Annotated in this window: 11 protein-coding genes and 4 pseudogenes; 10 read left to right on the top strand and 5 right to left on the bottom strand. The window is 69.4% G+C overall.

Annotated features, from left to right (window positions below; all coding sequences use genetic code 11):
• A complete protein-coding gene (locus AV541_RS10005; RefSeq protein ID WP_008630816.1) occupies window positions 1-1,272 on the top strand; it encodes a 2-oxo acid dehydrogenase subunit E2 in 1,272 nt (423 codons plus the stop codon).
• Here the strand turns inward: AV541_RS10005 and AV541_RS10000 are convergent.
• A pseudogene (locus tag AV541_RS10000) lies at window positions 1,264-1,826 on the bottom strand (5-formyltetrahydrofolate cyclo-ligase). The gene AV541_RS10005 and the pseudogene AV541_RS10000 overlap by 9 nt on opposite strands.
• Before the next feature lie 59 nt (window positions 1,827-1,885).
• On the opposite strand from AV541_RS10000, the pseudogene dnaE reads away from it, so the two are divergent.
• The 5 genes and pseudogenes from dnaE to AV541_RS09975 all read left to right on the top strand — a co-directional run bounded on the left by dnaE (window position 1,886) and on the right by AV541_RS09975 (window position 10,957).
• A pseudogene (dnaE, locus tag AV541_RS13620) lies at window positions 1,886-8,085 on the top strand (DNA polymerase III subunit alpha).
• Window positions 8,086-8,095: 10 nt separating this feature from the next.
• On the top strand, window positions 8,096-8,794 hold the full coding sequence (locus AV541_RS09990; RefSeq protein WP_060384793.1) for an NTP transferase domain-containing protein: 699 nt from the start codon (window positions 8,096-8,098) through the stop codon (window positions 8,792-8,794).
• Window positions 8,795-8,798: 4 nt separating this feature from the next.
• The gene (locus AV541_RS09985; RefSeq protein WP_008630823.1) at window positions 8,799-9,338 is read left to right on the top strand and encodes a hypothetical protein; all 540 of its coding nucleotides are present in this window, start codon (window positions 8,799-8,801) and stop codon (window positions 9,336-9,338) included.
• A 182-nt stretch (window positions 9,339-9,520) separates the two neighbouring features.
• On the top strand, window positions 9,521-10,645 hold the full coding sequence (locus tag AV541_RS09980; RefSeq protein WP_008630830.1) for a transposase: 1,125 nt from the start codon (window positions 9,521-9,523) through the stop codon (window positions 10,643-10,645).
• 73 nt (window positions 10,646-10,718) lie between these two features.
• Window positions 10,719-10,957 (top strand): annotated as a pseudogene (locus AV541_RS09975) (ferredoxin).
• A gap of 116 nt (window positions 10,958-11,073) precedes the next feature.
• On the opposite strand, the gene AV541_RS09970 reads toward AV541_RS09975, so the two are convergent.
• The 3 genes from AV541_RS09970 to AV541_RS09960 form a co-directional block, all read right to left on the bottom strand.
• Complete coding sequence (locus tag AV541_RS09970; RefSeq protein WP_011174165.1) at window positions 11,074-11,547, bottom strand: GNAT family N-acetyltransferase; 474 nt, start codon at window positions 11,545-11,547, stop codon at window positions 11,074-11,076.
• Window positions 11,548-11,620: 73 nt separating this feature from the next.
• The gene (locus tag AV541_RS09965; RefSeq protein ID WP_011227757.1) at window positions 11,621-11,842 is read right to left on the bottom strand and encodes a cold-shock protein; all 222 of its coding nucleotides are present in this window, start codon (window positions 11,840-11,842) and stop codon (window positions 11,621-11,623) included.
• A 115-nt stretch (window positions 11,843-11,957) separates the two neighbouring features.
• Window positions 11,958-13,010: a DnaJ C-terminal domain-containing protein gene (locus AV541_RS09960; protein ID WP_014628973.1), complete on the bottom strand. Its 1,053-nt coding sequence runs from the start codon at window positions 13,008-13,010 to the stop codon at window positions 11,958-11,960.
• Between the two features lie 148 nt (window positions 13,011-13,158).
• On the opposite strand from AV541_RS09960, the pseudogene AV541_RS09955 reads away from it, so the two are divergent.
• Window positions 13,159-14,219 (top strand): annotated as a pseudogene (locus tag AV541_RS09955) (alanine--glyoxylate aminotransferase family protein).
• Here the strand turns inward: AV541_RS09955 and AV541_RS09950 are convergent.
• A complete protein-coding gene (locus AV541_RS09950; protein ID WP_060384792.1) occupies window positions 14,211-14,996 on the bottom strand; it encodes an undecaprenyl-diphosphate phosphatase in 786 nt (261 codons plus the stop codon). The pseudogene AV541_RS09955 and the gene AV541_RS09950 overlap by 9 nt on opposite strands.
• A gap of 14 nt (window positions 14,997-15,010) precedes the next feature.
• Between AV541_RS09950 and ispD the strand changes: the two genes are divergently transcribed.
• Genes ispD through AV541_RS09935 form a run of 3 tightly spaced genes read left to right on the top strand, consistent with a single transcriptional unit; the run spans window position 15,011 to window position 17,011 of the window.
• On the top strand, window positions 15,011-15,652 hold the full coding sequence (gene ispD / locus AV541_RS09945) for a 2-C-methyl-D-erythritol 4-phosphate cytidylyltransferase (RefSeq protein ID WP_060384791.1): 642 nt from the start codon (window positions 15,011-15,013) through the stop codon (window positions 15,650-15,652).
• Window positions 15,640-16,467 (top strand): 4-(cytidine 5'-diphospho)-2-C-methyl-D-erythritol kinase, encoded by an 828-nt coding sequence (gene ispE / locus AV541_RS09940; protein ID WP_060384790.1) that lies wholly within the window; start codon window positions 15,640-15,642, stop codon window positions 16,465-16,467. Before ispD ends, ispE begins: the two co-directional genes overlap by 13 nt.
• A complete protein-coding gene (locus tag AV541_RS09935) occupies window positions 16,445-17,011 on the top strand; it encodes a hypothetical protein (protein WP_060384789.1) in 567 nt (188 codons plus the stop codon). The genes ispE and AV541_RS09935 overlap by 23 nt, the downstream gene beginning before the upstream one ends.
• Window positions 17,012-17,088: the final 77 nt, after the last annotated feature.

The following is a 17,088-nucleotide window of genomic DNA, read 5'->3' as shown; positions in this document are numbered from 1 at the left end:
ATGGAGGTGAAGCTACCTGAACTCGGCGACAACGTGACCCAGGCCACCGTGGTGGGCGTTTTGGTGAAGGAGGGGGACCGGGTGGAGCCGGGCCAGCCCCTTCTGGAGCTGGAGACGGACAAGGCGGTGGTGGAGGTGCCCGCAGAGGCGGGCGGGGTGGTGCAGAAGGTCCTGGTCAAGGTGGGGGACGAGGTGCGCCCGGGCCAGCCCATCTTGGTGCTGGCCGGGGAGGCGGAAGCTAAGGCGGAGGAGAAGCCGGAGCCGCCTGCCCCCAAGGCCGAGGAGAAGCCCGAACCAGCCCCCAAGGCCCAGGAAGAACCCCCTCCCGCTCCCAAGGAAGCCCCTCCTGCGCCCAAGGAGGTCCCCGCCGAGGGCCGCCTCATCCCGGCGGCTCCCTCCATAAGGCGGCTCGCCCGGGAGCTTGGGGTGGACCTCGCGCAGGTCCGGGGCACGGGACTTGCCGGGCGGATTACCGAGGAGGACGTGCGCCGGGCGGCGGGCCTCGCCGAGGCCCCGGCAGGCCCCCTTCCGGCCCCCGCCCCCAGGCTTCCCGACTTCAGCAAGTGGGGCCCGGTGCGCACCGAGCCCATGAGCGGGGTGCGCAAGGCCACGGCGCGGGCCATGGCCCAGGCCTGGAGCCAGGTGCCCATGGTCACCCACTTTGACGAGGCGGACGTCACCGAGCTGGAGGCTTTGCGCAAGCAGTACGCCAAGAAGGCCGAGGAGAAGGGGTTCCGCCTCACCCTCACCGCCTTCCTCCTCAAGGCCCTGGCCCTCACCCTGAAGGCCTTCCCCAAGTTCAACGCCTCCCTTGACCCCGAGAAAGGGGAGGTCATCTACAAGGACTACATCCATATCGGGGTGGCGGTGGACACGCCCCATGGCCTCCTCGTCCCGGTGATCCGCCACGTGGACCAGAAGGGGGTTTTGCGCCTGGCCGAGGAGCTCCAGGAGATCTCCGAGAAGGCCCGGGAAAGGAAGCTTGCCCCCGAGGAGATGCAGGGGGGCACCTTCAGCCTCTCCAACCTGGGGGGGATTGGGGGAGTGGGCTTCACCCCCATCGTCAACTGGCCGGAGGTGGCCATCCTCGGGGTCTCCCGCTCCCAGATGAAACCCCTTTGGGACCCCGGGAAGGAGGCCTTCGTGCCCCGGCTCGTGATGCCCTTCAGCCTCACCTACGACCACCGCCTCATTGACGGGGCCGACGCCGCCCGCTTCTGCCGCCACCTTGCGGGGATTCTGGAGGACCCCCTGGGCCTCGCCCTAGCCTAGCCGGAGGAGGCGCTGGGGCGTGGCGATGAGATGCACCCGCCTTTCCGGGGGCACGGGGAGGCGGGGGTAGACCATCACCGGGTGGGCCAGGGTGGCGAAGGGGGCCTCTACCCGGAGCCAGCTTTGGGGGAAGCCGTAGCCCTTGCCCACCCACCCCCCCTCCTCGTCCACGGCCACCGCCCCGATGAGGACGAGGTCCGGCGTGGCCTCCTCCAGGGCCACCCGCACCCCGAAGCGGTACGCCTCCCGCACCCGCTTGAGCTTCCGCGGGTCCAGATCCTTAAGGAGCAAAAACTCCCCGGGCGGTCGGGGTGGGGGAGGAGGAGCTCCTTTCCCTGGCGCAGGGCCTCTTCCCTTAGGGGCTTTAAGACGGCGTCCATCCCCGCCAGAACCCGTCTCGCCCCCTGGAACTCGGGGGTCTTTAAGAGGCGCTCCGCTGCCTTTCGGGCCCCCAGGAAGTTGGGGTGGTGGCCGTGGGGGGGCGTGGGGTGAAGGGCCAGGTCAAAGCGCGCCAGGGCGTTCCAGACCTCTTCGCGAAGTTCCCCTAAAGTCATTTGCGCTCCCGAAAGCCAAACGTCCCTCCCCTAGGGTAGCAGGCCGTAAACTGAAGACCATGGGCCGCAAGCTCCGCTTCGCCCACCTCCACCAGCACACCCAGTTCTCCCTTCTGGACGGGGCGGCTAAGCTTTCCGACCTCCTTAAGTGGGTTAAGGAGACCACCCCCGAGGACCCGGCCTTGGCCATGACCGACCACGGCAACCTCTTCGGGGCCGTGGAGTTCTACAAGAAGGCCACCGAAATGGGCATCAAGCCCATCCTGGGCTACGAGGCCTACGTGGCGGCGGAAAGCCGCTTTGACCGCAAGCGGGGAAAGGGCCTAGACGGGGGCTACTTTCACCTCACCCTCCTCGCCAAGGACTTCACGGGGTACCAGAACCTGGTGCGCCTGGCGAGCCGGGCTTACCTGGAGGGGTTTTACGAAAAACCCCGGATTGACCGGGAGATCCTGCGCGAGCACGCCGAGGGCCTCATCGCCCTCTCGGGGTGCCTCGGGGCGGAGATCCCCCAGTTCATCCTCCAGGACCGTCTGGACCTGGCCGAGGCCCGGCTTGAGGAGTACCTCGCCATCTTCAAGGACCGCTTCTTCATTGAGATCCAGAACCACGGCCTCCCCGAGCAGAAAAAGGTCAACGAGGTCCTCAAGGAGTTCGCCCGAAAGTACGGCCTGGGGATGGTGGCCACCAACGACGGCCACTACGTGCGCAAGGAGGACGCCCGCGCCCACGAGGTGCTTCTCGCCATCCAGTCCAAGAGCACCCTGGATGACCCCGAGCGCTGGCGTTTCCCCTGCGACGAGTTTTACGTGAAGACCCCGGAGGAGATGCGGGCCATGCTTCCAGAGGAGGAGTGGGGCGACGAACCCTTTGACAACACCGTGGAGATCGCCCGCATGTGCGAGGTGGACCTTCCCATCGGGGACCGGATGGTCTACCGCATCCCCCGCTTCCCCCTCCCCGAGGGGCGGACCGAGGCCCAGTACCTCATGGAGCTCACCTTTAAGGGGCTTCTCCGCCGCTACCCGGACCGGATCACCGAGGGCTTTTACCGGGAGATCTTCCGCCTTCTAGGGAAGCTCCCCCGCACGGGGACGGGGAGGCCCTGGCCGAGGCCTTGGCCCAGGTGGAGCGGGAGGCCTGGGAGGGGCTCATGGAGACCCTCCCTCCCTTGGCCGGGGTCAGGGAGTGGACGGCGGAGGCCATCTTCCACCGGGCCCTCTACGAGCTTTCCGTGATCGAGCGCATGGGGTTTCCCGGGTACTTCCTCATCGTGCAGGACTACATCAATTGGGCCCGGAGAAACGGCATCTCCGTGGGGCCCGGGAGGGGAAGCGCTGCCGGGAGCCTCGTGGCCTACGCCGTGGGCATCACCAACATCGACCCTTTGCGCTTCGGCCTCCTCTTTGAGCGCTTCCTGAACCCGGAGAGGGTCTCCATGCCGGACATCGACACGGACTTCTCGGACCGGGAGCGGGACCGGGTGATCCAGTACGTGCGGGAGCGCTACGGCGAGGACAAGGTGGCCCAGATCGGCACCCTAGGAAGCCTTGCCTCCAAGGCCGCCCTCAAGGACGTGGCCCGGGTTTACGGCATCCCCCACAAGAAGGCGGAGGAGCTGGCCAAGCTCATCCCCGTGCAGTTCGGCAGGCCCAGGCCTTTGCAGGAGGCCATCCAGGTGGTGCCGGAGCTAAAGGCGGAGATGGAGAAGGACCCCAAGGTGCGGGAGGTCCTCGAGGTGGCCATGCGCCTCGAGGGCCTAAACCGCCACGCCTCCGTCCACGCCGCCGGGGTGGTGATCGCCGCCGAGCCCCTCACGGACCTTGTCCCCCTCATGCGGGACCAGGAGGGGCGGCCCGTGACCCAGTACGACATGGGGGCGGTGGAGGCCCTGGGGCTTTTGAAGATGGACTTCTTGGGCCTGCGCACCCTCACCTTCCTGGACGAGGCCAAGCGCATCGTAAAAGCGTCCCAGGGGGTGGAGCTGGACTACGACCGGCTCCCTTTAGACGACCCCAAGACCTTCGCCCTCCTCTCCCGGGGGGAGACCAAGGGGGTTTTCCAGCTGGAATCGGGGGGATGACCGCCACGCTTCGCGGCCTCAAGCCCCGGCGCTTTGAGGACCTCATCGCCATCCTCTCCCTCTACCGCCCGGGCCCCATGGAGCACATCCCCACCTACATCCGCCGCCACCACGGCCAGGAGCCCACAAGCTACAGCGAGTTCCCCCACGCGGAGAAGTACTTAAGGCCCATCCTGGACGAGACCTACGGCATCCCCGTCTACCAGGAGCAGATCATGCAAATCGCCTCGGCCGTGGCGGGGTACTCCCTGGGCGAGGCGGACCTCCTCCGGCGGTGTTTGGCGGAGGGAAGTCTGGTCCTGGATGCGGCTACGGGTCAGAGGGTGCCCATAGAGAAGGTGCGGCCCGGCATGGAGGTCTTCTCCCTCGGCCCCGATTACCGCCTCTACCGGGTCCCGGTGCTGGAGGTTCTGGAAAGCGGCGTCCGGGAGGTGGTGCGGCTCAGGACCCGGAGCGGCCGCACCCTAGTCCTCACCCCTGACCACCCTCTCCTGACCCTGGAAGGGTGGAAGCCCCTTTGCGACCTGCCCCTGGGTACGCCCATCGCTGTACCTGCCGAACTTCCTGTGGCCGGACATCTCGCCCCACCCGAAGAACGGGTTACCCTCTTGGCCTTGCTGCTAGGGGACGGTAACACGAAGCTCTCCGGCCGCAGGGGGACGAGGCCGAACGCCTTCTTCTACTCCAAGGACCCCGAGCTCCTGGCCGCCTATCGGCGGTGCGCCGAGGCTTTGGGGGCCAAGGTCAAAGCCTACGTCCACCCCACCACGGGGGTGGTGACCTTAGCCACCCTGGCCCCGAGGCCCGGGGCCCAGGATCCGGTGAAGCGCCTGGTGGTGGAGGCCGGGATGGTGGCCAAGGCAGAGGAGAAGCGGGTACCCGAGGAGGTGTTCCGCTACCGCAGGGAGGCCTTGGCCCTCTTCCTTGGCCGCCTTTTCAGCACCGATGGCTCCGTGGAGAAAAAGCGCATCTCGTACAGCTCGGCCAGCCTAGGTTTGGCGCAGGACGTGGCCCACCTCCTCCTCCGCCTGGGAATCACGAGCCAACTGCGCTCCAGGGGACCTCGAGCCCACGAGGTTCTGATCTCGGGCCGGGAGGATATCCTTCGCTTTGCTGAGCTCATCGGCCCCTATCTCTTGGGGCTAAGCGCGAACGGTTGGCTGCCTTGGAGGCTGAAGCCAGAAGACGCCTTCCTGGCCAGGGCTGGCACCTTCGCCTCGTGCCTCCTGCGGTGGCCTACCGCATCTCGGAGGCCAAGAGAAGGAGCGGGCTTTCCTGGAGTGAGGCGGGGAGAAGGGTCGCCGTAGCGGGGAGCTGCCTCTCCAGCGGTCTTAACCTCAAGCGTCCCCGCCGCTACCTCTCCCGCCACCGCCTCTTCCTCCTGGGGGAGGCCTTTGCCGACCCGGGCCTCAAGGCCTTGGCAGAAGGTCAGGTTCTGTGGGACCCCATCGTGGCGGTGGAGCCTGCGGGAAAGGCCCGCACCTTTGATCTCCGGGTGCCCCCCTTCGCCAACTTCGTGTCCGAGGACCTTGTGGTCCACAACTCCATGGGCAAGAAGAAGGTGGAGGAGATGAAGTCCCACCGGGAGCGCTTCGTCCAGGGGGCCAAGGAAAGGGGCGTGCCCGAGGAGGAGGCCAACCGCCTCTTTGACATGCTGGAGGCCTTCGCCAACTACGGCTTCAACAAGTGCCTCCCCGCCCGGGCCCGGGTGGTGGACTGGTGCACCGGGAGGGTGGTGCGCGTTGGGGAGATCGTCCGGGGCGAGGCGAAGGGGGTCTGGGTGGTTTCCCTGGACGAGGCCCGCCTCCGCCTGGTGCCGCGGCCCGTGGTGGCCGCCTTCCCGAGTGGAAAGGCCCAGGTCTACGCCCTCCGCACCGCCACGGGCCGGGTCTTGGAGGCCACGGCCAACCACCCCGTCTACACCCCGGAGGGGTGGCGGCCTCTGGGGACCTTGGCGCCTGGGGATTACGTGGCCCTGCCCCGCCACCTCTCCTATCGGCCTTCCCTCCACTTGGAGGGCCACGAGCTGGACCTTTTGGGCTTCGCCCTGGCCGAAGGCCATCTCCGTCACCCTTCCGGCGTTTACCTCTATACCTCCTCCGAGGAGGAGCTCGCCGCCATGGAGGAGGCTTTGCGGGCCTTCCCCAACACCCGCATCCGGGTGGTCTGGCGCCGGGGGGTGGCCCACGTTTACGTGGGCCGCGTGGACCGGAGGCAAGAGGCGGGCGCGGTGGCCTTCCTGAGGCGGATGGGGCTTCTCGGGCTTGACGCGAAGACGAAGCGCCTTCCCGAGGCGGTCTTCGGCCTACCTCCCGAGGAGGTGGCCCGCTTTTTGGGGCGGCTTTGGACCGGGGACGGCGGGGTGGACCCGAAGGGGAGGCTCATCCACTACGCCACCGCCTCCAAGGAGCTCGCCTGGGGAGTGCAGCACCTCCTCCTGCGCCTGGGGCTCCAGTCCCGCCTGGTGGAAAAACGCTTTTCCGGGGGGTACAAGGGGTATGCCGTTTACCTCCTGGGGGGCTGGAGGCGGCCCGCCGCTTCGCCGAAACGGTGGGCCCCTACCTTGTGGGCAAGCGGCGACAAGACCTCGAGGCCCTTCTTGCCTCCTGGGAAAAGGCGGGCCGGAGCACCAGAGATGTCCTCCCCCTCGCCTTCCTGGAGGAGGTGAGGGCGGCGGTGGCCGAGGTGGCCCAAGGGCAGGTGGCGGACCTTCTCCGGGAAGCGGGCTTGGCCGAAGGGCTCCTCTGCCTCGGCAGGGGGCGGCGGGGGCTTTCCCGGGCCACGGTGGGGCGGCTTGCCGCCCTAACGGGGAGCCTGGCCCTTCTCCGCCTGGCCGAGGCCGAGGTGTATTGGGACCGGGTGGAGGCCGTGGAGCCCTTGGGGGAGGAGGAGGTCTTTGACCTCACCGTGGAGGGGACCCACACCTTTGTGGCCGAGGACGTCATCGTTCACAACTCCCACGCTGCCGCCTACAGCCTCCTCTCCTACCAGACCGCCTACGTGAAGGCCCACTACCCCGTGGAGTTCATGGCCGCCCTCCTCTCCGTGGAGCGGCACGACTCCGACAAGGTGGCCGAGTACATCCGCGACGCCCGGGCCATGGGCATAGAGGTCCTTCCCCCGGACGTCAACCGCTCCGGGTTTGACTTTCTGGTCCAGGGCCGGCAGATCCTCTTCGGCCTCTCCGCGGTGAAAAACGTGGGCGAGGCGGCGGCGGAGGCCATTCTCCGGGAGCGGGAGCGGGGCGGCCCCTACCGGAGCCTCGGGGACTTCCTCAAGCGGCTGGACGAGAAGGTGCTCAACAAGCGGACCCTGGAGTCCCTCATCAAGGCGGGTGCCCTGGACGGCCTCGGGGAAAGGGCGCGGCTCCTCGCCTCCCTGGAGGGGCTCCTCAGGTGGGCGGCCGAGACCCGGGAGAAGGCCCGCTCGGGCATGATGGGCCTCTTCGGCGAGGTGGAGGAGCCGCCTTTGGCCGAGGCCGCCCCCCTGGACGAGATCACCCGGCTCCGCTACGAGAAGGAGGCCCTGGGGATCTACGTCTCCGGCCACCCTATCTTGCGGTACCCCGGGCTCCGGGAGACGGCCACCTGCACCCTGGAGGAGCTTCCCGACCTGGCCCGGGACCTGCCGCCCCGGTCTAGGGTCCTCCTCGCCGGGATGGTGGAGGAGGTGGTGCGCAAGCCCACAAAGAGCGGCGGGATGATGGCCCGCTTCGTCCTCTCCGACGAGACGGGGGCGCTTGAGGCGGTGGCCTTCGGCCGGGCCTACGACCAGGTCTCCCCGAGGCTCAAGGAGGACACCCCCGTGCTCGTCCTCGCCGAGGTGGAGCGGGAGGAAGGGGGCGTGCGGGTGCTGGCCCAGGCCGTTTGGACCTACGAGGAGCTGGAGCAGGTCCCCCGGGCCCTCGAGGTGGAGGTGGAGGCCTCCCTCCTGGACGACCGGGGGGTGGCCCACTTGAAAAGCCTCCTGGACGAGCACGCGGGGACCCTCCCCCTGTACGTCCGGGTCCAGGGCGCCTTCGGCGAGGCCCTCCTCGCCCTGAGGGAGGTGCGGGTGGGGGAGGAGGCCGTGGGGGCCCTCGAGGCCGAGGGGTTCCGGGCCTACCTCCTGCCCGACCGGGAGGTCCTCCTCCAGGGCGGGCAGGCGGGGGAGGCCCAGGAGGCGGTGCCCTTCTAGGGGGTGGGCTGTGAGGCATGGCGCCATCGTTCTCGCCGGGGGCAAGGAGGCCTGGGCCGAGCGCTTTGGGGTGAGGAGCAAGGCCCTCGTGCCCTACCGCGGCCGGCCCATGGTGGAGTGGGTCCTGGAGGCCCTCTACGCCGCGGGGCTTTCCCCGGTGTACGTGGGGGAGAACCCCGGCCTCGTTCCCGCGCCCGCCCTCACCCTTCCCGACCGCGGAGGCCTCCTGGAAAACCTGGAGCAGGCCCTGGAGCACGTGGAGGGGCGCGTGCTCGTGGCCACCGGGGACATCCCCCACCTCACGGGGGAGGCGGTCCGCTTCGTTCTGGATAAGGCTCCTGAGGCGGCCCTGGTCTACCCCATTGTGCCCAAGGAGGCGGTGGAGGCCCGCTTTCCCCGGACCAAGCGCACCTACGCCCGCCTCCGGGAGGGGACCTTCACCGGCGGCAACCTTCTCCTTTTGGACAAGTCCCTCTTCCGGGAGGCCCTTCCCCTGGCCCGGCGGGTGGTGGCCCTGCGCAAGAGGCCTTTGGCCCTGGCCCGCCTCGTGGGGTGGGACGTGTTGCTGAAGCTCCTCCTGGGCCGCCTCTCCCTCGCCGAGGTGGAGGCCCGGGCCCAAAGGATCCTGGGGGTGGAGGCCCGGGCCCTCGTCACCCCCTACCCCGAGGTGGGGGTGGACGTGGACCGGGAGGAGGACCTGGTAAGCTAGACCCATGCGCACGGTGAGGGAGCTTCGCCTGGCCGGGCTTTTCGCCTACCTGGCCTCCCTGGTCATCGCCCTCCTCCTCTCCCTGGCCCTCCACCTCCTCCTCGGCGGCCAGGGGAAGCTGGGCTGGGAGGGGTTCAACGCCTACGGCCTCCTGGAGGGGCTCCTCTTCCTCCTGGCCTTCACCTGGTCCCTGGCCTTGGGGCAGAGGGCCACCCGCATCCCCTGCTCCACCCTGCTCACCGCCGGCCTCTTCGGCCCGCGGGCGGCCAAGCGCCTCGCCCGCCCCTTGGCCCGGGTGGAGGGGGTGGAGGCCTACGAGGGCCGGGGCCTCGCCCTCCTCTACCAGGAGGGCCGGCCCGTGGGCCTCCTCGGCCTTTCCGACCACATCCTCCCCCTCGAGGAGGTCCCCAGCGTGGAGGCGGAGACGGCGGTGACGGAGCTCGCCCCCCTCTTCTTCCAGCACCCCATCGTCCTCGTGGTCCAGGGGGAGGAGGTGCTGGGGGCGGTGCCCCGGGAGGCCTACTTCCGCTACCTCGGGGCCTAGCAGGACTTTACCCACATCTCCGTTTCGTGGTAAATCTCCCCTTGCGGGCGCAGCCCGTATCTGGTACCGGGGGTGATCCATGGACATGCTCAAGGTGGCCGAGGCCAGGCTCCAGGAGTTCACGGGCCGTTTTGCGAGCGTTTTCCCCCGATAAGCGCCTCCACCGACGGTTTGAAGAGGTGGTGCGGGGCGCCTTGGCCGCAGGCTCAGCCCGGGTGAGCGAGATGGTGGCCTCGCTCCCTTCTCCCCTCCAGAACCGCTTCCACCAGGCCAAAGCCCTTTACCGCTTCCTGTCCAACCCACGGGTGGAGGCAGAAGCCCTCCTTGACCGGGTCTATCAGGAGAGCGCGACTGCCCTGGAGGGTGAGGAGGTTCTGGTCCTCCTGGACCTGAGCCCGGTGGTCAAGCCCTATGCCCGGGCCCTGGAGGGGATAGCCCGGGTGGGGAAGGATAGGCGGCCCGGGTACGAGCTCCTCACCGCCCTGGGGTTGGACCCCGCGGGGCGGCTGGCCCTGGGGTACGCCCACCTGGTGGCCTACGGGGAGAGGGGGTTTGCCAGCCTGCCCAAGGAGGTGGAGGGAGCCATTGAGGCGGCCCGGGAGCGATTGGGGGGCGTGGGCAGGAGGCTGGTGTATGTGGCGGACCGGGGGTTTGACGACCGGAAGGTGTTTGGGCAGGTGCTGGCCCTGGGGGAGGAGTTCGTGGTGCGGGTCTACCGGGACCGGAAGCTTGGGGAGGGGGGTTCTCTGGCGAAGGTGGCTTCTTCCCTGGCCCTTCCCTGTGGGGAGGAGGTGGAGCTGAGGGTAGGGGGCAGGTACCAGCGGGTGCGGCTCCACTTCGGATGGAGGGAGGTGGAGGTGGAGGGGAGGCGGCTCCACCTGGTGGTCTGCCGGGTGCCAGCCCTGGGGCGGCGTGGGGAGTGGTGGCTACTGACCAGCTTGCCGGTGAGGGGGAGGGAGGAGGCGGCGCGGGTGGTGGAGGCGTACCGCAGGCGGTGGGAGGTGGAGCGGTTCTTCCGGCTTTTGAAGACGGGGCTGGGGCTTGAGACCTTCCAGGTGCGGGGGCTTGCCCGGATCCGGAAGGTGGTGGCGGTTTTGCTGGGGCTGGCGGTGTTCCTTTGGGAAGTTGAGCGGTTGGGGGATCCGTTCAAGGGGTTTCTTTTGCAGCTCGGGGGCAAGCTGGGGCTGCCCAGCGAGAGGGATGGTCCGTACCTGCTCCTGAGGGGCCTGGTTCGCCTGCTCAACTATGAAGTCACCCAAGAACTCTTGAAGCAGGCTAAGGGAGGGCGAGGAAGGAGTTTTGGGTAAAGCCCTGGCCTAGGGCTTGACAGGGGCCGGGTTGCCCTAAAATAGGGGGGAGCGGTTGCTCGGGAGGTGAGGAATGCCGCACGTGATCTGCGAGCCCTGCATCGGCGTCAAGGACCAGTCCTGCGTGGAGGTCTGCCCCGTGGAGTGCATCTACGACGGGGGGACCAGTTCTACATCCACCCGGAGGAGTGCATTGACTGCGGGGCCTGCGTCCCCGCCTGCCCGGTGAACGCCATCTACCCCGAGGAGGACGTCCCGGAGCAGTGGAAGTCCTACATTGAGAAGAACCGCAAGCTCGCCGGCCTAGAGTAAACGCCCCGCCCGGAAGGCCCCGGGCGGGGCGTGCCTTCCCTTGCCCGGGTGGCCCCAAAGAAGCCTCCACCTTTTGCTGGGACCCCTATGCTGGCGCAAGCCCGCAGGGGGTGGTGTCATAGGGGCCGAACGTACCAGGTAAGGGTCGGCCCCCCGTCCTTTACGTAGCGGAAGCCCTGGGCCTGGAAGAAGGCCTTGGCCTTGGGGTTGTGGCCGTAGACCACGGCGTAGAGGCGGCGCACCCCGTCTAAGCCCGCCGCGAAGCGCTCCAGGGCCTGCCGGCCCAGTCCCCGGCCCTGGTGGTCCTCCCGGATGAGGAGGAGGCTTAGGGTGGCGTCCTCCGCCTCCGGGTAGCCGAGCTTGGCGTCCAGATAGCCCACCGGCTCCTGGCCGAGGAAGAGGAGGAAGGCGCGGCGCCGGGGGTCCACCTCCAGGGTCTGGAGGTCCCGGACCACGTCCTCCAAGGTGGGAAGCTCCATCCCGATGAGGGCGAAGTAGCTCGGGCTCAGGTGGAAGACGCGGTGGAGGAGGGGGGCGTCCTTGGGGGTGACGGGCGCGAGGTCCAGGGTCAGGACGTGCATCGCCCCCATGCTACCCCGCACCCCCTGAGAGGCATGTGAAAAAGGCCCTGGACCCGGTCCAGGGCCTTGGCCGTCCTATGGCTTAGCGCCGCGCGGGCTCCACCACCGTGACGTTGACCGCCTGGGGGCCCTTGCCGTTCCGGCCCGGCTCCACGTCAAAGGTGACGATGTCCCCCTCGTTGAGGGTGCGGAACCCCTTGGCGTTGATGGCGGTGTAGTGGACGAAGACGTCCGTGTCGCCCTCCCGCTCAATGAAGCCGTAGCCCTTTTCCGCGTTGAACCACTTGACCCGACCCTTCTGCATACCGCTCCTTCTTTCCCCGGGCCCGAGGGCCCGCATCCGGGGCTTAAGGGTTGGCTTTAGACCCTTGGGGTCACCCTGAAGCGACCCGGAATGCCCCACTATACCACGGAAGGCCCTACTTACGGAAGAACCCCTTGAGCCTTTCCCAGAAGCCCTCGGGGGCCACCTCCTCCCCCACCTCCTCGGCGTAGGCGCGGAGGAGCTTCTGCGCCTTGGGGGAGAGCTTCTTGGGCACGGCGAGCTCCACCACCACCCGGAGGGCGCCCCGGCCCCGGCCCCCGGGCAGGGGCAGGCCCCCGCCCTCCAGGGCGAACACCTCCCCGTGGCCGGTCCCGGGGGGGATGTCCAGGGGGATGGGGCCCTCGAGGCCCGGCACCTCCACCCGCGCCCCCAAAGCCGCCTGGGCGAGCCCCAGGCGGAGGCGGTAGACGAGGTCGGGGCCCTGGCGCTCCAGGTGGGGGTGGGGGCGGACCCGGATGCGGAGGTAAAGGTCCCCGGGCCCTCCAGGGCCCAGGTTGCCGTAGCCGGGCACGCGGAGGAGGTGGCCCTCGTCCATCCCCGGGGGCACCTGCACCCGGACCCGCTCTTCCCGGGGCACCCGGCCCCGGCCGCGGCAGGCGGGGCAGGTTTCCGCGAGGAGGTAGCCCCGCCCCTTGCAGTGGGGGCAGGCCGTCCGGGTGACCACGGTGCCGAAGAAGCTCTGGCGGTAACTCTCCACCACCCCTTGGCCGCGGCAGGTGGGGCAGGGGGTTCGCCTCCCTCCCTCGCCGCCGCAGGCCTCGCAGGGCACGAGCCGGGTGTAGCGCACCTCCTTCTCGGCGCCGTGGAGGAGGTCCTGGAGCTCCACCTCCACCTCCGCCTCCAGGTCCTCCCCCCGTGGAGGCCTCCTATGGCCGCGGACGCCGAAGACCTCCTGGAAGAAGAGGTCAAAGAGGTCCTCCGGCCGGTACTCGGGGGCCTCGAGGTGGCCCCGGTCGTAGGCCGCCCGTTTCTTCGGGTCCGAGAGGACGGCGTAGGCCTCGTTGATCTCCTTGAAGCGCTCCTCCGCCTCCTTGTCCCCCGGGTTCCGGTCGGGGTGGTACTTGAGGGCCAGGCGGCGGTAGGCCTTCTTGATCTCCTCCTGGCTGGCCTCCCGGCTCACCCCCAGGATGGCGTAGTAGTCCTTCATCCACTTAGCACTTTACAAGCCCGGGGAGGCTTTGCTAAAGTGGCGCGCAATGAGGCCCTCGCGAGCTCGCCGGTAGGGGGTCCCTTCCTTCGGGAAGGGGCCCCCGGGGCTTGCCCGCGGGGGCCCGGCCTTTTTGAGGGAGGCTTGGATGCTGCTTCTGACCCCTGGACCCACCCCCATTCCCGAGCGCGTGCAGAAGGCCCTTCTCCGTCCCATGCGCGGCCACCTGGACCCCGAGGTCCTCCGGGTGAACCGGGCCATCCAGGAGAGGCTCGCCGCCCTGTTTGACCCCGGGGAGGGCGCCTTGGTCGCCGCCCTCGCCGGCTCGGGGAGCCTGGGCATGGAGGCGGGCCTCGCCAACCTGGACCGGGGGCCGGTCCTGGTCCTGGTGAACGGGGCCTTCTCCCAACGCGTGGCGGAGATGGCGGCCCTCCACGGCCTGGACCCCGAGGTCCTGGACTTCCCCCCGGGGGAGCCCGTGGACCCCGAGGCCGTGGCCCGGGCCTTGAAGCGGCGGCGGTACCGCATGGTGGCCCTGGTGCACGGGGAGACCTCCACCGGGGTGCTGAACCCGGCGGAGGCCATCGGGGCCCTGGCCAAGGAGGCCGGGGCCCTTTTCTTCCTGGACGCCGTGACCACCTTGGGGATGCTCCCCTTCTCCATGCGGGCCATGGGGGTGGACTACGCCTTCACCGGGAGCCAGAAGTGCCTTTCCGCCCCGCCCGGCCTCGCCCCCATCGCCGCAAGCCTCGAGGCCAGGAAGGCCTTCACGGGGAAACGGGGGTGGTACCTGGACCTCGCCCGGGTGGCGGAGCATTGGGAGCGGGGCGGGTACCACCACACCACCCCCGTCCTCCTCCACTACGCCCTCCTGGAGGCCCTGGACCTGGTCCTGGAGGAGGGGGTGGCGGTCCGGGAGCGGCGCGCCCGTGAGGTCTACGCCTGGGTCCTGGAGGAGCTTAAGGCCCGGGGCTTCCGGCCCTACCCCAAGGCCAGCCCCCTGCCCACGGTGCTCGTCGTCCGCCCCCCGAGGGGGTGGACGCGGACCGCCTGGTCCGGGCCCTCTACGCCGAGGGGGTGGCGGTGGCCGGCGGGATCGGGCCCACCCGGGGCCAGGTCCTCCGCCTCGGCCTCATGGGGGAGGGGGCCCGGCGGGAGGCGTACCAGGTTTTCCTGAAGGCCTTGGACCGGGCTTTGGCCCTAGCGTAGGAAGAAGAAGGCGTAGACCGCCGCCAGGGCCATGCGGTAGAGGGCGAAGGGGCGGAAGCCGTAGCGGGCCACGAAGGCCAGCATCCAGCGCACGGTGACCAGGGCGGTGGCCAGGGCGGCGAGGAAGCCGAGGAGGAGGAGGGACCAGCCGCCTTCGGGCACCTCTGGGGCGCTTTTCCAGAGGTCGTAGCCCACGGCGGCGAACATGGTGGGAAGGGCCAGGAGGAAGCTGAACTCGGCGGCGGCCCGCCGGTCCAGGCCCAGGAGGAGGCCCCCCAGGATCGTGGCCCCGCTCCGGCTCGTCCCGGGGAAGAGGGCGGCGAGGCCCTGGAAGACCCCGATCCAGGCCACCCGGGCGAGGGGAAGGGCCTTCACGTCTTGGTATTGGGCCCGTTCCGCCAGCCGGTCGGCGAAGAGGAGGACTGCCCCAACGAAGAAGAGAAAGAAGGCCACCACGGCGTCGTTCCCCAGGATGACCCCTTTGATCAGGGGGTAGAAGAGGAACCCGATGACTCCGGTGGGGACGAAGGCCACCGCGATGCGGAGCCAAAGGGCCCGGTCGGCCGCAAGGCGCCTTCCGTAGAGGAGGAGGACCGCCAGGATGGCTCCGAGCTGGATGGCCACGAGAAAGGTCTTAAGGAAGGGGTCCTCCTCCACGGGCAGGCCCAGGAGGTGGAAGAGCAGGGTGAGGTGGCCGGTGGAGGAGACGGGCAGGAACTCCGTGAGTCCCTCAACCACCCCGAGCAGAAGGGCTTCCCAAGCGCTCACGCGGCCCATGCTACCATGGGGGCGTGGAGGTTTCCGTCCTCATCCCCGCCGCGGGGAACGGCCTTCGCCTGGGCCGAGGCCCCAAGGCCTTTCTCCAGGTGGGGGGGCGGACGCTTCTGGAGTGGACCCTCGCCGCTTTCCGGGACGCGGCGGAGGTCCTGGTGGCCCTGCCCCCCGGGGCGGAGCCCCCGAAGGGGCTTGGGGCCGTCTTTTTAGAGGGGGGCGCCACCCGTCAGGCCTCGGTGGCTCGGCTTCTGGAGGCGGCGAGCCTGCCCCTCGTCCTGGTCCACGACGTGGCCCGTCCCTTTGTCAGCCGGGGCCTGGTGGAGCGGGTCCTCGAGGCCGCCCGAAGAAGCGGCGCCGCCGTCCCCGTCCTCCCCGTGCCCGACACCCTCATGGCCCCGGAGGGGGAGGCCTACGGCCGGGTGGTGCCCCGGGAGGCCTTCCGCCTGGTGCAGACCCCCCAGGGGTTTTTCACCGCCCTCCTCCGGGAGGCCCACGCCTACGCCCGGAGGAAGGGCCTCGAGGCCAGCGACGACGCCCAGCTGGTCCAGGCCCTGGGCTACCCCGTGGCCCTGGTGGAAGGGGAGGCCACGGCCTTCAAGATCACCCACCCTCAGGACCTCGTCTTGGCGGAGGCCCTGGCCCGGATATGGAGCGCCTAGCCCCCGCGAAGGTCAACCTCGGGCTTTCCGTCCGCTTCCGGCGGGAGGACGGATACCACGAGCTCCACACCCTCTTCGCCCCCTTCTCCCTGGCGGACCGGCTGGTGGTGGAGCCCGTTTCGGCGGGCCTCCACTTCCAGGGGCCTTACGGGCGGGAGAACCTGGCCTACCGGGCGGCCTCCCTCTACCTCGAGGCGGCGGGCCAACCCGGGGGCGTGCGCATCCTTTTGGAGAAGCGGATCCCCGAGGGGGCCGGGCTCGGGGGCGGGAGTTCCGACGCGGCCCAGGTCCTTCTCGCCCTCCAGGCCCTCTACCCGGCGGAGGTGGACCTCTTCGCCCTGGCCCGGACCCTGGGGGCGGACGTCCCCTTCTTCCTCCTCGGGCGGGGGGCGGAGGCCCGAGGGGTGGGGGAGAGGCTTAAGCCCCTCGCCTTGCCCCCGGTCCCCGCGGTGGTCTTTTTTCCCGGGCTCCGGGTGCCCACGCCCCTGGTCTACCGGGCCGTGCGGCCGGAGGACTTCGGCCCGGACCTCCCCGTGGAGGCCATCCTCGAGGCCTTGGCCCGGGGGGAGGAGCCCCCGTACTGGAACAGCCTGGAAGGCCCCGCCTTCCGCCTCTTCCCCGAGCTTAGGGAGGTGCGGGGCCGGATGCGGGCTTTGGGGCTTAGAGGGGTGCTCATGTCGGGCTCGGGGAGCGCCTTCTTCGGGCTTGCGGAAGGCCCGGACCATGCGAAGCGGGCGGCGGAGGCGCTTAGGGCCTGGGGGCGCGCCTGGGCCGGCACGCTGGGAGGTGGGGATGCTGGGTCTGGACCTGCTTAAGGAAGTCCCGGGGCTCCTTGAGGAGATCAAGGCCCTGCCCCTTCGCCTGGACGAGGAGCGGTTCCAGTTTTGGCTCCAGCAGGACTACCCCTTCGTGGAGGCGCTCTACCGCTACCAGGTGGGCCTGCTTCTGGAGGCCCCCCAGGCCCACCGGGCCCCTTTGGTCCAGGCCCTTATGGCCACGGTGGAGGAGCTGGACTGGCTCCTCCTCCAGGGGGCCAGTCCTTCCGCCCCGGTCCACCCGGTGCGGGCGGGCTACATCGCCCTGCTGGAGGAGATGGGCCGGCTTCCCTACGCCTACCGGGTGGTCTTCTTCTACTTCTTGAACGGACTTTTCCTCGAGGCCTGGGCCCACCACGTCCCGGAGGAGGGGCCTTGGGCGGAGCTTTCCCAGCACTGGTTCGCCCCCGAGTTCCAGGCCGTTCTCTACGACCTCGAGGTCCTGGCCCGAAGCCTTTGGGCGGCCCTGGACCCCGAGGTGGTGCGGACCTACCTCCGCCGCATTTTGGAGGCGGAAAAGGCCACTTGGAGCCTTCTCCTCTAATACCGCCCCATCCTCGCTTGTGCCAGGATGAGGGTCCCGGAAATCCCTTAGGCGCGCGCCTCCTAACCTTGTATAAA

Source organism: Thermus parvatiensis (assembly GCF_001535545.1).
Taxonomy (GTDB): Bacteria; Deinococcota; Deinococci; order Deinococcales; family Thermaceae; genus Thermus; species Thermus parvatiensis.
Note: the sequence above shows the minus strand (reverse complement) of the source record. Positions and strands in the feature narration are given on the sequence as shown.

Coding starts and splice junctions, on each gene's coding strand:
- AV541_RS10005 (WP_008630816.1), top strand. CDS start 1: ATGGAGGTGAAGCTACCTGAACTCGGCGACAACGTGACCCAGGCCACC.
- AV541_RS09985 (WP_008630823.1), top strand. CDS start 8,799: ATGCGCACGGTGAGGGAGCTTCGCCTGGCCGGGCTTTTCGCCTACCTG.
- AV541_RS09970 (WP_011174165.1), bottom strand. CDS start 11,547: ATGGGGGCGATGCACGTCCTGACCCTGGACCTCGCGCCCGTCACCCCC.
- AV541_RS09965 (WP_011227757.1), bottom strand. CDS start 11,842: ATGCAGAAGGGTCGGGTCAAGTGGTTCAACGCGGAAAAGGGCTACGGC.
- AV541_RS09960 (WP_014628973.1), bottom strand. CDS start 13,010: ATGAAGGACTACTACGCCATCCTGGGGGTGAGCCGGGAGGCCAGCCAG.
- AV541_RS09950 (WP_060384792.1), bottom strand. CDS start 14,996: ATGGGCCGCGTGAGCGCTTGGGAAGCCCTTCTGCTCGGGGTGGTTGAG.
- ispE (WP_060384790.1), top strand. CDS start 15,640: ATGGAGCGCCTAGCCCCCGCGAAGGTCAACCTCGGGCTTTCCGTCCGC.
- AV541_RS09935 (WP_060384789.1), top strand. CDS start 16,445: ATGCTGGGTCTGGACCTGCTTAAGGAAGTCCCGGGGCTCCTTGAGGAG.